This is a genomic window from Pseudomonas sp. W3I7 (genome assembly GCF_030816095.1).
Lineage (GTDB): Bacteria > Pseudomonadota > Gammaproteobacteria > Pseudomonadales > Pseudomonadaceae > Aquipseudomonas > Aquipseudomonas salomonii.
In genome coordinates, this window is record NZ_JAUSXP010000001.1 from 2616700 (window position 1) to 2630803 (window position 14104).

At 61.0% G+C, this 14104-nt stretch carries 12 protein-coding genes; 3 read left to right on the plus strand and 9 right to left on the minus strand.

The genetic code is table 11. The features are described 5' to 3' along the window. Positions 1 to 47: 47 nt before the first annotated feature. Complete coding sequence (locus QF043_RS12050) at positions 48 to 704, plus strand: O-methyltransferase (protein ID WP_307421368.1); 657 nt, start codon at positions 48 to 50, stop codon at positions 702 to 704. A 103-nt stretch (positions 705 to 807) separates the two neighbouring features. Next, the gene (locus QF043_RS12055) at positions 808 to 3006 is read left to right on the plus strand and encodes an OsmC domain/YcaO domain-containing protein (RefSeq protein ID WP_307418640.1); all 2199 of its coding nucleotides are present in this window, start codon (positions 808 to 810) and stop codon (positions 3004 to 3006) included. 120 nt (positions 3007 to 3126) lie between these two features. On the opposite strand, the gene QF043_RS12060 is transcribed toward QF043_RS12055, so the two are convergent. From QF043_RS12060 to QF043_RS12090, 7 genes are all read right to left on the minus strand, one after another. After that, entirely contained in the window at positions 3127 to 4293 is a 1167-nt protein-coding gene (locus QF043_RS12060; protein ID WP_058420436.1) for a cystathionine gamma-synthase, read from the minus strand. Next, entirely contained in the window at positions 4290 to 5666 is a 1377-nt protein-coding gene (locus QF043_RS12065) for a cystathionine beta-synthase (RefSeq protein WP_307418641.1), read from the minus strand. The genes QF043_RS12060 and QF043_RS12065 overlap by 4 nt, the downstream gene beginning before the upstream one ends. 172 nt (positions 5667 to 5838) lie before the next feature. Then, the gene (locus QF043_RS12070; protein WP_307418642.1) at positions 5839 to 6813 is read right to left on the minus strand and encodes an alpha/beta hydrolase; all 975 of its coding nucleotides are present in this window, start codon (positions 6811 to 6813) and stop codon (positions 5839 to 5841) included. 194 nt (positions 6814 to 7007) lie between these two features. Continuing rightward, positions 7008 to 7487 (minus strand): VOC family protein, encoded by a 480-nt coding sequence (locus QF043_RS12075; protein ID WP_307418643.1) that lies wholly within the window; start codon positions 7485 to 7487, stop codon positions 7008 to 7010. Between the two features lie 50 nt (positions 7488 to 7537). Then, on the minus strand, positions 7538 to 7939 hold the full coding sequence (locus QF043_RS12080; protein ID WP_307418644.1) for an ester cyclase: 402 nt from the start codon (positions 7937 to 7939) through the stop codon (positions 7538 to 7540). A 16-nt stretch (positions 7940 to 7955) separates the two neighbouring features. Beyond that, positions 7956 to 8675 carry an SDR family oxidoreductase gene (locus tag QF043_RS12085; RefSeq protein ID WP_307418645.1) on the minus strand — a complete coding sequence of 240 codons (720 nt, stop codon included), beginning with the start codon at positions 8673 to 8675 and terminating at the stop codon, positions 7956 to 7958. Positions 8676 to 8705: 30 nt separating this feature from the next. Continuing rightward, positions 8706 to 9326: a LysE family translocator gene (locus QF043_RS12090; protein ID WP_307418646.1), complete on the minus strand. Its 621-nt coding sequence runs from the start codon at positions 9324 to 9326 to the stop codon at positions 8706 to 8708. Positions 9327 to 9576: 250 nt separating this feature from the next. Here QF043_RS12090 and QF043_RS12095 point away from each other — a divergent pair, with 250 nt between their 5' ends. Beyond that, positions 9577 to 10065, plus strand: a complete 489-nt coding sequence (locus QF043_RS12095; RefSeq protein ID WP_307418647.1) for a DUF2867 domain-containing protein — start codon at positions 9577 to 9579, stop codon at positions 10063 to 10065. Between the two features lie 154 nt (positions 10066 to 10219). On the opposite strand, the gene QF043_RS12100 is transcribed toward QF043_RS12095, so the two are convergent. Both QF043_RS12100 and QF043_RS12105 read right to left on the minus strand, forming a co-directional pair. Then, positions 10220 to 11713, minus strand: coding sequence for a methyl-accepting chemotaxis protein (locus QF043_RS12100; protein WP_307418648.1), 1494 nt, complete (start codon positions 11711 to 11713; stop codon positions 10220 to 10222). Between the two features lie 183 nt (positions 11714 to 11896). Continuing rightward, complete coding sequence (locus QF043_RS12105) at positions 11897 to 14059, minus strand: TonB-dependent siderophore receptor (RefSeq protein ID WP_307418649.1); 2163 nt, start codon at positions 14057 to 14059, stop codon at positions 11897 to 11899. Positions 14060 to 14104: the final 45 nt, after the last annotated feature.

The following is a 14104-nucleotide window of genomic DNA, read 5'->3' on the forward strand; positions in this document are numbered from 1 at the left end:
TCAGTCGCATCTTAGTCCCCCTTCGACGGAAATCAATCATGACCACCCTGAGCACCCTGACCACCGCGCCTCTTGCCGCCTTGATCGAACGCCTCTACACCCAAGCCAATGCGGCGACCAGCCCGCTCATCGACACGGTGTCGCCGCAAGAACGCAACCGCCTGATGCACAGCAAAACCGAATACCTGGAGCTTTATACGATGCTCAAGGACCTGTGGCTGCCCGTCTCGCGTGACACCGGCAACCTGCTCTACATGCTGGCCCGCAGCAGCCGTGCAAAAGCCATTGTCGAGTTCGGCACCTCGTTTGGGTTGTCCACCTTGTTCCTGGCTGCCGCACTGCGTGACAACGGCGGCGGTGTGTTGATCGGCAGCGAATTCGAACCGTCAAAGATCGCCCTGGCCCGTGAGCATTTCATCCAAGGCGGCGTCAGCGACCTGATCGAAGTGCGTGAAGGTGATGCGCTGGTTTCACTGGCTGCAAACCTGCCGCAAACGGTCGACCTGCTGCTGCTCGATGGTGCCAAGTCGCTGTATGGCGACGTGCTGAAGCTGGTAGAGAAGCACCTGCGGCCGGGCGCATTGGTGGTGGCTGACAACACCAACTACTGCCCTGAATACCTGGCGCATGTGCGCGAACCTGGGAATGGCTACCTGTCGGTGCCGTTTGCCGATGACATCGAACTGTCGATCCGCCTCGGCTGAACGGGCACCGATCGGCAGCCGATTCGCAAAACCCTGAGACTTCCCGGTGAAAATCTTCATAATGGCGGCCAATTTGTTTAGCTCGTTATTCTGGTGTGCCCGCATGGAAATTAAGGTCAACTTTCTCGACAACCTTCGGCTTGAAGCCAAGTTCGATGACTTCACGGTGATTGCCGACCAGCCGATTCGCTACAAAGGCGACGGTTCGGCCCCGGGTCCGTTCGATTACTTCCTGGCTTCGTCGGCGTTGTGCGCGGCGTACTTTGTGAAGCTGTACTGCGCAACACGCAATATTCCAACCGAGAATATTCGCCTGTCGCAGAACAACATCGTTGACCCGGAAAACCGCTACAACCAGATCTTCAAGATCCAGGTCGAGTTGCCGGCGGACATTTCCGATAAGGACCGCCAGGGCATCCTGCGCTCCATCGACCGCTGCACCGTAAAGAAAGTCGTGCAGGCCGGGCCGGAATTTGTCATCGAAGAAGTGGAAAACCTCGACGCGGATGCCCAGGCATTGTTGATGCCCCATTCCACTTCCGAGGCGGGCACCTACATCGCCGGCAAGGACCTGCCGCTGGAGCAGACCATCGCCAACATGTCCGGCATTCTCGCCGGCCTGGGCATGAAGATTGAAATCGCCTCGTGGCGCAATATCGTGCCCAACGTGTGGTCGCTGCATATCCGCGATGCACACTCGCCGATGTGTTTCACCAACGGCAAGGGCGCGACCAAGGAAGGCGCACTGGCGTCGGCGTTGGGCGAGTTTATCGAGCGACTCAATTGCAACTTCTTCTACAACGACCAGTTCTGGGGTGAGGAACTGGCCAACGCGCCGTTCGTGCATTACCCGGACGAGCGCTGGTTCCAGCCCGGGCCCAAGGATGAACTGCCGAGTGAAATCCTCGACGCCTACTGCCTGAAGGTCTACAACCGCGAGGGCGAGCTGCGCGGTTCACACCTGTTCGACACCAACTCGGGCAATGAAGAACGCGGGATTGTTGCGCTGCCGTTCGTGCGCCAGTCCGACGGCGAAGTGGTGTATTTCCCGTCCAACCTGATCGAAAACCTTTACCTCAGCAACGGCATGAGCGCGGGCAACACCTTGGCTGAAGCCCAGGTGCAGTGCCTGTCGGAGATTTTCGAGCGTGCGGTGAAGCGCGAAATCATCGAAGGCGAGTTCGCCTTGCCGGATGTGCCCGCAGCCGTGTTGGCCAAGTACCCCGGCATTGTCGCGGGGATCGAAGGCCTGGAAGCCCAGGGTTTCCCGGTGCTGGTCAAGGACGCGTCCCTGGGCGGCGAGTTCCCGGTGATGTGCGTCACCCTGATGAACCCGCGCACCGGCGGCGTATTCGCCTCGTTCGGCGCGCACCCGAGCATGGAAGTGGCGCTGGAGCGCAGCCTCACCGAACTGCTCCAGGGCCGCAGTTTTGAAGGCTTGAATGACCTGCCACAGCCGACCTTTGAAGGCCAGGCGGTGACCGAGCCAAACAACTTCGTCGAGCACTTTATCGATTCGAGCGGTGTGGTGTCGTGGCGCTTCTTCAGTGCACAGTCGGACTATGAGTTTGTCGAGTGGGACTTCTCGGGCGAAGGTGAAAACTCCAACGCCGAAGAGGCCGCCACTCTGTTCGGCATTCTCGAAGGCATGGGCAAAGAGTCCTACATGGCGGTGTACGAACATCTGGGCGCTACGGCTTGCCGGATCCTGGTGCCGGACTACTCGGAAATCTACCCGGTGGACGACCTGATCTGGGACAACACCAACAAGGCGCTGTTTTTCCGTGCCGATATCCTCAACCTGCACAGCCTTGACGAGGAGGCGCTGCAGGCGTTGGTCGAGCGTCTGATCGAAAGCGAGCTGGACGATTACACCGACATCACCACCTTGATCGGCATTGAGTTCGACGACAACACCGCCTGGGGCCAGTTGACCATCCTGGAGTTGAAACTGCTGATCTTCCTGGCCCTGCAGCAATATGAGGAGGCCAAGGAGTGCGTGGAGATGTTCCTGCAATACAACGACAACACTGCTGAACGCGGCCTGTTCTACCAGGCGATGAATGCGGTGTTGGAGATGCAGTTGGACGATGACCTGGACCTCGCCGATTACGAGGTCAACTTCCGCCGGATGTTCGGTCACGAGCGGATGGATGCGGTGATGGGTTCGGTGGACGGCAGTGTGCGGTTTTATGGCTTGACCCCGACCAGCATGAAGCTGGAAGGCCTGGATCGGCATTTGCGCTTGATCGAGAGCTATAAAAAACTGCACTCGGCGCGGGCCAACGTCACTTCAGCCTGACACAATCCCCCTTGTGAAAGCTGGCTTGTGTCGGAGCTGGCTTTCCTGCGATAGCATCACCGCGGTGCAACTGATACACCGAGGTGTCTGTATCGCAGGCAAGCCCGCTCCCACAGGCGTCTAGATGAGGGCCAGCGCCTGGGCCAGGTCGGCTCTCAAATCTTCCACATCCTCAACCCCCACTGACAACCGCACCAACCCATCGCCAATCCCCAACTGCGCCCGCGTCGCCGCTGGAATGCTCGCATGGGTCATGATCGCCGGGTGTTCGATCAGGCTTTCCACGCCGCCGAGGCTTTCGGCCAGGGCGAAAATCTTCACGTTTTCCAGAAAACGTGTGGCACCCGCCAGATCACTGTTCAAATCCACCGAAATCATCCCGCCAAACCCGCGCATCTGCTGGCGCGCCAGTGCGTGCTGCGGGTGCGAGGCCAGGCCTGGGTAGTACACCCGTGAGACCTGCGGCTGCTGCTCCAGCCAGGTGGCCAGGTCCAGGGCGTTGCTGCAATGGCGCTCCATGCGCAGTGCCAGGGTTTTTACCCCGCGCAGGGTCAGGAAGGCGTCGAACGGGCCAGCAATTGCGCCGACCGAGTTTTGCAAAAAGCCCAGGCGCTCGGCGAGGTCCGGGTTGTGGCCGACGATGGCGATGCCGCCGATCACGTCGGAGTGGCCGTTGAGGTATTTGGTGGTGGAGTGCACCACGATGTCGAAGCCCAGCTCCAGTGGGCGCTGGATCCATGGGCTGGCGAAAGTGTTGTCGGCCACGCAGATGATGCCGCGATCGCGGCAGAGGCGCGCAATGGCGCTGAGGTCGGTGAGGCTCAGCAGCGGGTTGCTCGGGGTCTCGACCCAGACCATGCGCGTGTCGCTCTGCAGCGAGGCTTCAAAGGCCGACAGGTCGCTGAGGTCGACAAAGCTGAAGCGGTGCCCGGCGCTGCGTTGGCGCACTTTGTCGAACAGGCGGAAGGTGCCGCCATACAGATCGTTGCCGGAGACAATATGCGCGCCAGCATCCAGCAGCTCCAGCACAGTGGAAATCGCCGCCAGCCCGGAAGCAAATGCAAACGCAGCGCTGCCGCCCTCCAAGTCGGCCACGCAGCGCTCCAGGGCAAACCGCGTGGGGTTGTGGGAGCGCCCGTAATCAAAACCCTTGTGCACGCCGGGGCTGTCTTGCAAGTAGGTGGAGTTGGCGTAGATCGGCGGCATCAGCGCGCCCGTGGTCGGGTCGGGGGATTGCCCGGCGTGGATCACACGGGTGGCAAACGCGCTTTTATCGGGCAGGCTCATGCAAGGGATCTCCGTAGGTGGTTAAGCAGGTCGACACGGGTGATCAGGCCATGGAAGCCGGATGTGTCGGCAATAATGGCGACCAGGCCGCGATCCAGTTCCGCCTGCAGTTCGGCCAGGCTGGCGCTGGGGGCCAGGGTTTGCAAGGTTTTGCTCATGGCGTCTGCCACCACCATGGAAAAATGTGTGGCGTCCTGATGCAGGCCCAGCAGGATGTCGGATTCGTCGATGACGCCGACCAATTCACGCCCATCCACCAGCACCGGCAGTTGCGAGACATCCGCCAGGCGCATGCGCTGGAAGGCGGTGAGCAAGCTGTCGTCGGGGCTGACGCTGATCACCCGGCCGTCTTCAAAGCGCCGCGCGATCAGGTCGCGCAGGTCGCCGTAGTGTTTGTATTGCAACAGGCCTGCGTCGTTCATCCATTGGTCGTTGTAGACCTTGGACAAGTAGCGCGTACCGGTGTCGCAGACGAAGGTGACCACGCGCTTGGGCTCGGTTTGTTCGCGGCAATAACGCAGTGCGGCGGCAAGCAGGGTGCCGGTGGATGAGCCGCCGAGAATGCCTTCGGCCTTGAGCAACTGGCGGGCGTGGTCGAAGCTTTCTTCATCGCTGATGGAGTAGGCATGGCGCACGCTGGAGAGGTCGGCAATCGAGGGGATAAAGTCTTCGCCGATGCCTTCCACGGCCCAGGAGCCGGGCGTTTGCATTTTGCCGCTGCGGCTGTATTCGGCCATCACCGAGCCCGCCGGGTCGGCCAGCACCATTTCCAGCTCGGGCTGCACGCGTTTGAAGAAGCGCGTAAGCCCGGTGAGGGTGCCGGCCGAACCGACACCGACCACAATCGCGTCCAGATCATGCTGGGTTTGCGCCCAGATTTCCGGGGCGGTGCTGGTTTCGTGGGCCAGCGGGTTGGCGGGGTTGTTGAACTGGTCGGCGAAAAATGAACCGGGAATGTCCTTGGCCAGGCGCGCGGCCACGTCCTGGTAATACTCGGGATGGCCCTTGCCCACGTCGGAGCGCGTGATATGCACCTCGGCGCCCATGGCCTTGAGGTGCAAGACCTTTTCAGTCGACATCTTGTCGGGCACCACCAGCACCACACGGTAGCCTTTGGCCCGGCCGACCAGCGCCAGGCCCAGGCCGGTGTTGCCGGCGGTGGCTTCGATGATGGTGCCGCCCGGTTGCAGGCGGCCGTCGCGTTCGGCGGCGTCGATCATCGCCAGGCCGATGCGGTCCTTGATCGAACCTCCGGGGTTCTGTGATTCAAGTTTGAGAAACAGCGTGCAAGGGCCAGTATCGAAACGGCTGACCTTGACCAGCGGCGTGTTGCCGATCAGTTCGAGCACGGCGGGACGTGGGAGGCTGGGCATGAATTCACCTTGGTTGCGAGCAGACAGAGGTGGAGCAGCAAAGTAAACGCGTGCCTTGGAACATAGGCCGGGATCGCACCGCTCGCAACCGGGCGGTCCGTTGGATGTCTTTTTTTGGCGCATGAACCCGACAGGGCGTTTACAGCAGCTCGCCCAACGCCTGCTTAATGTGTCAACCCCGCCGCAGGTGTTCACGCACAAATGCGGCGACCTCGGCTGCCAGCTCCGCATCTTCCGGTGCCCCCATGAAGCCACCATGGGGCATGGCCTCGAACACATGCAGCACCGCCGGCACCTGCGCCTGGCGCAAGGCACGGTGCATGCGCACGGTGTTGGACAGGAACAGATCCCGTGTGCCGCTTTGCAGAAAGGTCGGCGGGAAGCCAGTCAAATCACCAAACAGTGGCGACAGGTACGGGTGGGACAACTCCGCGCCGTTGGCATACAGCAAGTTGGTGCTCATCAGCGGCATGGGCAGAACCACGTCGACGCCTCGGTTGACTTGGAAACTGTCGCCGGATTCGGTCAGGTCGACCTCCGGCGAGAGCAGCACCAGCGCCGCCGGCATCGGCAACCCTTCGTCACGGGCGCGCAAGACCATTGCCGCCGCCAGGTTGCCGCCTGCCGAACGGCCGCCAATCACGATATGTTCAGGCGCATGGTGCTTGAGTACATGACGGTAGCTGGCCAAACAGTCATCCAGCGCCGCCGGGTACGGGTGGTCGGGCGGCATGCGGTAGTCGATGCCATAGCACATCACGTTGTGCTGGTCGGCCTGCTTGCCGGCGGCAATACGGCAGTTTTCGCCGCCACCGAACACCAGTGCGCCGCCGTGCAGATCAATGTAGGCAAAGGGCGTGGGGCCTTGCGGTGTGGCCACGTGCACGGTGGCGCTTTCTACCGTGATGGTGTGCAGGTTGGCGCGCAGGGCATCCGCTTGCCCTGCATTGGCGCTGGCGTAGTTCTGGGCGACGACGGCCTGAAGCTGGCGCCAGCCATCGTGGTCGTGCGACGCGGGCATGCTGTGCAGTGCGTTCAGCGGCACGCCATCAGCCCCGACCAGGCGCTGGAGTGTCGCCTGGGCTGGAGCGCTGATCGAGCTTGGGACCGGGAGGGTGCGCGGTTCAAGTTTTACGCCATGGTTCATGGGCCTGAGACTCGTGTTCGACGACTGAGGCCGCAAGGATGCCAGAGTGCGGGCGGGTGCGGGAGCCGGCAAGCCTGACTCGTTCAACTGTGGGAGCGGGCTTGCTCGCGAATACGGTGTATCAGTGACCATTAAATTGACTGACCCACCGCTTTCGCGAGCAAGCCCGCTCCCACTTTAGGTCTGTGTTGCGTTCAACGCCCAGCTACCGCAGCTTCGATGGCGGCCACGTCGATCTTGGTCATGGTCATCATCGCATCGAACGCACGCTTGGCGATGTCCGGGTCGGCGTGAGTCACCGCCTCAGACAAGACGCGCGGGGTGATCTGCCAGGACACGCCCCACTTGTCCTTGCACCAGCCGCAGGCGCTGGCCTGACCGCCGTTGTCGATAATGGCGTTCCAATAGCGGTCGGTTTCGGCCTGGTCGCCCGTGGCCACCTGGAACGAAAACGCTTCGGTGTGGGGGAACGCCGGGCCACCATTCAGGCCCAGGCAGGGAATGCCCAGCACGCTGAACTCGACGGTCAACACATCGCCTTGCTTGCCCGCCGGAAAGTCGCCGGGGGCGTGATGCACGGCCTTCACAATGCTGTCCGGGAAGGTCTTGGCGTAGAAAGTGGCCGCTTCCAGGGCGGTGCCGTTGTACCAGAGGCAGAGGGTGTTTTTGTTCATCGCGAGTCTCCACGGGGTGGTCGGGTGTAGAGAGTCTAGACGACAGTCGATCAAGGCTTATTGGGTGTCAGTTGTTGTGCTATCGCGGCTTTGTCGATGACTGACCAGACCTGCGCAATTTTGCCGTCGCGGCACTCGTAGAACACGTTTTCATCGAAGGTCACGGTCCTGCCATTGATCGGCAGCCCGAAGAATTCACCTCTGGGGCTCACGGTGAAATTCAACCGGCTGGCGACGGTAGGCGGGTCGGCTACCAGCAGTTGGATGCGAAACACGAGGTCGGGGATCTCACGAAAGTCGCGTTCCAGCATCGCGCGGTAGCCTGCCAGGCCGACAGCGGTGGCGTTGTAGGTCACCTGCGGGTGGACGAAGTGGCCTAGGTGCTTCCAGTCCTGGCGGTTGAGGCAGTCGATGTAGCCTTGGTAAAAGTCGGCGAGCTGGGTTCGGGTCATGCTGCGTTCTCCTGGTTCAAAAGCGCTCGTCAAGGATGGCGGGCAAGGTGATGTCCTTGACGAAACTGGCCGAAGACAAACTCAAGGTCATACGCACCACCTGCACCACATCGTGCACGGGAATCGAGTGGCCTTCATCGCGTTGCGCGGCCTGGGCGCGAGGTGTGCTCAGCGGGTCTTCGGTGTTCAGGTAGCCCAGGTTCAGGCATGTCACCGCCAGGCGCTGTTGCCGGTAGCCTTCGCGCAAGGCATCGGCGATTCCGCGCAGGGCGAATTTGGAGGCACCAAAGGCGACTTCCGGGCGGCCACTTTGCGGCAGGCCGGAGGTGGAGCCGGTGAGGATAATCCTCGGGTTGGCGCTCTTGAGTAGCACCGGCAGCAGGCGTTTGATCAGCAGGATGGTTGAAGTGATGTTGCAACTGACAATGGCTTCCAGCTGGTCGTCGCTGTCGGCGGTGAACAGGTAGGCCGGGTCGAAGGCTAACGCTTCCCAGATGCCGAGGTTGTAGATCAACGTGTCCAACCCTTGCTCTGCGACTGCGTCGACGATGACCTGCGCAGCCTTGGCAGGCGCGGCCAGGTTGGCCTCGACCCAATGCAGGTGCACACCGGCAAGCGGCGCGAGGGTTTCAGGACGGCTGCGGGATACGCCGATCAGCGTGTCGCCGTGCTCGCCAAGGCCTTCGATCAAGGCTTTGCCCAGGCCTTTGCTTGCACCGACTATCAGGGTTTTCATCGACTTCTTCCTTGTCTTGTGGAGTGATAATTAAGTCCTGCGCGCCATCAACAACACCGTCGCCGCCGCCGATAACAACCCGGCGCAGCAACGATTGAACAGCCGCTTGCCGCTGGGTTCGGCAAACCAGCGGCGCATGTGCAGGCCCATGTACGCGTAGGCGCTGATGGCGACCCATTCCAGGCCCAGGAACATCGCACCCAGCAGTGCGAATTGTGGGGTGATCGGTTGGCCTGGCACCACGAATTGCGGGAGGAACGCGGTGAAGATCAGGATGGCTTTTGGGTTGCCGGCCGCCACCAGAAACTCCTGACGCGCCAAGGCCCACAATCCCACCTGGTGCGTCGCTGATTCGGCTTCTTTTTGCGGATTAGCCCGCCACAACTGGAACGCCAGATAAAACAGATACGCCGCGCCGAGAAGCTTGATCCCGTAGAACAGCAGCTCCGAGGTTTGCAGCACCACCGCCAAGCCGGCAGAGGCGAGGGCGATCATGCCGGCAAAGGCCAGCAAACGGCCAATACCGGCAAGGCAAGACGTGCGATAGCCATAACGCGTGGAGTTACTCACGGACAGCAGGTTATTGGGGCCGGGCGCCATGTTCAGGGCGAAGCAGGCGGGGACGAAGAGGGCGAGGGTGGCGAGGTCCATGGCGGCTCCGGGTTGGGGCGGATGGGAGCGCTGAGGATAAATGCAGTTGAGGCGCTTGAGCAATTAACACGTGAACCCCAACGCGCGTGGGTCACAATCAAGAAGGCCGCCCGTGAGGTCAGGCTTATCTTGGCTTACCAAGACACCCAGCCTGTCCCGCGCTTTACTTGAGCCGCCGTGCAAAATAACCTGCGCCCTGCAGGCACTGACCTGTTTCATCACAAACCGCGTTTTTCAGGGAGAAAATCAGTTGGTTACCCCGAATATTGTTCACACGCTGGGTGCACCGACAGCGCTTGATTACTACGACCGAAGGTCGGTCGTGTTGCCCGCTGATATCACTGCACTGGAGGCGTGGAACATCATGACCGCCGAACCTGGGATGTTCATGCGGTTGGCCTTCCGAATCCGCGACCGGATTTCTTCGTTGTTCGGTGTGAAACGCATCGGTGGGTTCTCGGGCTCGCGGCGAATCACTGTGCAGGCGGGCGAGCGGCTGGATTTTTTCCTGGTAGAACACAGCGCCCCGGATGTGCTGGTGCTGACCGAGCGCGACCGGCACCTGGATGTGATGATTTGCCTGTCGATCAGTGAGCGGGTGTTTACGATCACCTCATCGGTGGTCACCCATAACACCTTTGGGCGTCTGTACATGTTGCCGGTGGGGCCGGCGCATAAGTTGATCGTCAACAGCAACCTGAGGCGACTGAAACGCACGCTGGATGCACTGGAACAGTAACCTGTGGCCAAGCTGCGTACCTGAAGAGCCTGGTACTCAGAGGCACGCTTGTGTCAGTGGCTGGCGCACCCGCACGGTGTATGCCTTGGCGCGGATGCGGGCAAGAAAATCAGCGATTCTGCCAGGCTGAGCCATCTTCACGCTGACGCTGTCTTCACGGATGAAACCGCCTCCCCAACGCATCCAGCCGCACTGCAATCGGAGGCAACCGCTCACTGCTGCGCGCCAGGGTTTCCACATCATCCGCGGTGCTTTGTGCAATGTTCTGCACGGACTGCAAGCGCCCGACAATCTCCAGGTTGGCCGAGGTCTGTTCGCGGGTGGTCGTCACGATTCGCCCGTTCAGCTCGTCGATATGCGCGATGTCGGCGCCCACGGCCTGCAACATGTCCACCGCCAGTTGGCTGTCCTGCACACAGCGCGCCACGCCGGCCTGGCTGTCGTGCATCGCCTCAACGGCTTGGCGGCTGCCGTGTTGCAGGCCCTCGATGATCTGTTTGATTTCCTGGGTGGAGACGGCGGTGCGTTGCGCGAGGCTGCGGACCTCGTCGGCGACCACCGCAAAGCCTCGGCCTTGCTCGCCGGCGCGGGCGGCTTCGATGGCGGCGTTGAGCGCCAGCAGGTTGGTCTGGTTGGCGATGCTGCTGATCACTTCAAGCACCGAGCCAATCTGTTCGGCCTGGGTGGCCAGGCCCTGTACGGTTTCGTTGGTGCCGTCGATACGTGAGGCCAGCTGGGTGATTTCATGTTGGGCCCGGCCGACGCTTTGCTGGCCGCGCACGATCTGTTCGCGGGCTTGACCTGCGTGCTCCACCGCGTGTTCGACGTGTTGGGTGATGTGGGCGGTGGCGTCTTCCATGCGCTGCATGGAGCCGGTCATTTGGTTGATTTCCGCCAACTGATGGCGCGCGCCGGTTTCCAGGGTGCCGCTGGCGCTGGCCAACGCCTGGCCGAGTTGGCCGAGACCGTGGGAGTCGCGGGTCACGCCATCGATCAGGTGGGTGATCTGTTGCAGGAAGTGGTCGAAACGCTTGGCCAGGGACACATGCGCCTTGCCTTCACCTTGGGCGGTTTCTACCGTGAGCTGGGAGGTCACAGCGAGCATTTTTTCCAGCATTTCCTGGCTTTCGACAGCCTCGGCCTGGCTATGAATGGCGAGGTAGAGCAGGGCGACCGTTTCCATCACGACGTAGAAGGCGTGCACGAACACCATGTCCCAGCCGCCATGATGGTCCATCACAAACACCGGGAAACCCTGGTGCTGCAACGCGTGAAACACCACGTGGTGAACGGCGATGGTCACTGCGGCCACCAGGATCGGCAGCCAGTCGCGGTAAAACGTCAACACCGCCAGCAGCGCGAAGATCCCGAAGTGCGATTCGATCAAGCCCTCGGACTGGTTGATCTGCAGCGCGGCCATGACCATCAGGCCGGCGCCCAGCAAACAGCGCATCAATCGGGTGCCACCGAGGGCGCGATACAGCAGCGTAAGCACCACGCTGGCGCCGCCGCCGACGATCACGGCTTGCAGCCAGGTGTCGTGCCAGAAGGCCAGGCCCAGGGAGAATAGAAACATCAGCCAGATCAACGCCAGCATGATGCGGTCGGCTTTGCGGTAGTGCTCCAGGAAGCGGGCGCGTTCGGGCATTCACTCTTACTCCATGTGGTCGAGCCAGGAACAAAGCATGCGGCGTGCCACGATGGGCCGCCGGTAAAAAGCAAAGCAGGTATCAGGTTTTTTGCCGGATCAGCTGTAGCAAATCGTTATCGGCAGTGAATAGGGAGACTTAAGAACGGTCGCCCGAGCGGGCGACCGAAAATATAAACAGGATCAGAAGCTATATTTGGCGGTCACCATCATATTGCGCGGGGCGCCGTAGGAATCACCGCCGTAGCTCACGGAGTTGGAGATGGACTTGTAATACGTGCGATCAAAGATGTTGTTGGCATTGAGCTGCAAATCCAGATGCTGGTTGACCTTGTAGCCGGCCATCAGGTCGGTCACGGCATAGGCGCCCTGCTTGAGGCGGTAGGTGCTGCCGTCGGCGACTTGCAAGTCGTTATACAGGCGGCTCTGCCAGGAGATGTTGCCGCCCACACGGAGCTTTTCCAGAGCGCCCTGGAAGTGGTAGTTGGTGGTCAGTTTGAACAAGTGTTCCGGGACGTCGGTGTCGAACTGTTTGTTAACATTTTGCGGGTTGGCGTCATCCTTGATGGTGTGGGTGCGCGCATAAGTGTAGCCGCCGCCAACCTGCCAATTGGGGGTCAATGCGCCCTGCAGCTCCATGTCGATACCCTGGCTGCGAATCTCGCCTGAAGCTACCGCGCAGGATGCCTGCGGGCAGTTCGGCACCACCACCGCCACGGCACGGTTTTCCTGGTCTACACGAAACAGTGCGACGCTCGCATTCAGTGCGCCGCCCAAGTATTCGCCCTTGATACCGACCTCATAGTTCTTGCCGACAATCGGTTTGAGCGGTGTGCCGGTGCTGTCCTTGTCACTCTGCGGGGTAAAGATGTCGCTGTAGCTGACATACACCGAGTGGTGGTCGTCCAGGTCGTAGATAAGTCCGGCGTAGCGGGTGAGGTTGCGCGTTACATGGTAATCGCCATCGTTGCTGCCATGGGCATCGTAGTCATACCAGTCCAGACGGGCGCCGAGGATCAGCTTCAATGGGTCGGCCAGGCTCAGACGTGTGGTGAGGTAGACACCGTCCTGAGTGGTGACGTCGCGGTCGTTGGTCGTGTGGACGAAGTCCGGTTTGCCCGCCGTCAGCGGCCAGTTCAAGTTGTACGGGCTGTAGTTGTGGGTGGTCATGTCATAGATGCGGCGGCTGGCGCCGACCACCAATTCATGGGTACGCCCGAAGGCCTGGAAGGGGCCGCTGGCGAAGGCGTCGACGCCGGCCTGGTTTTCATCGTAAGAGGCCTGGTAAACCGTGCGCGCCAGGGTGTTGTTGACCCAGCGCGACTGGTAGGAGCCCGAAAACAACGCGTCCTGCTCAGCGTAGTTGGCGTTGATCTGCAGTTTCCAGTCGTTGGCCAGGCGCTGACGCAGTTCGGCAAACACCGTGTTGATTTCCTGGTCCTTGTTCTCCCAAGTGGTCCCTGGGTTGTAGGAGCGCGGCAGGTTCAAGTGATGACCGTCCTGGCCGACCATCGAAGATCCCCAGAAGTAATTGGTCTTGTCCTTCTGGTTCGAGAAACCGAGGGTGAGGGTGGTGTCTTCGCTGAGGTCTGCCTCGGTGACGGCATAGAACAAGCCATGGTCTTCCTTGGCTTTATCGATAAACCCATTGGCGTCACGGTAAGAGGTCACAACCCGGCCGCGCCAAGTGCCGCTGTCATTGAGTGGGCTGGAGGCATCCAGTTCGCCACGGTAGTCGTCCCAGCTGCCGGCGGCGCCGGTGAGGGTGACTTTCTGCTCGTCCAGTGGTCGCTTGCGTATCAGGTTGATGGCCGCCGAAGGGTTGCCGGCGCCAGTCACCAAACCGGTGGCACCGCGCACGATCTCGACGCGGTCGAACATTGCCAGGTTCGGCTGGGCGCCGACTGAAACGCCGTTATAGCCGGTGGGGATGCCGTCATACATAAGGTTGTCGATGTCGAAACCACGTGAGGTATAGGCTTCTCGGCCAGGTCCACTGGAGAAATTCAGGAACAGACCTGGCGTGGCTTTTACCACGTCGTTGATGCTGGTCATCGCCTGGTCGTCCATCCGCTGACGGGTAATGACCGTGACCGCTTGCGGGGTTTCACGCAGGGTAAGCGGCAGTTTGGTCGCGGTTGCCATCGAGCCGGTGGTGTAGGACTGGCTGCCTTCGGTCGTCGCACCGAGGACTTGCTCAGTGTTGATCTGCGTCGCACCCAGCTCAACCACCTCTGGCGGCTGTTGCGCGTCGGCGGCGAAGGCCGCGGGTGAGGTGGCAAGACAAACCGCCAACGCCATCAAACTGGGTGTAAAAGCTTTGCCACCATGAAGTTGCACAGACATGAAACGGAGTCTCCCCTGAACGCCGTCCCTAGCGAATAATAAATC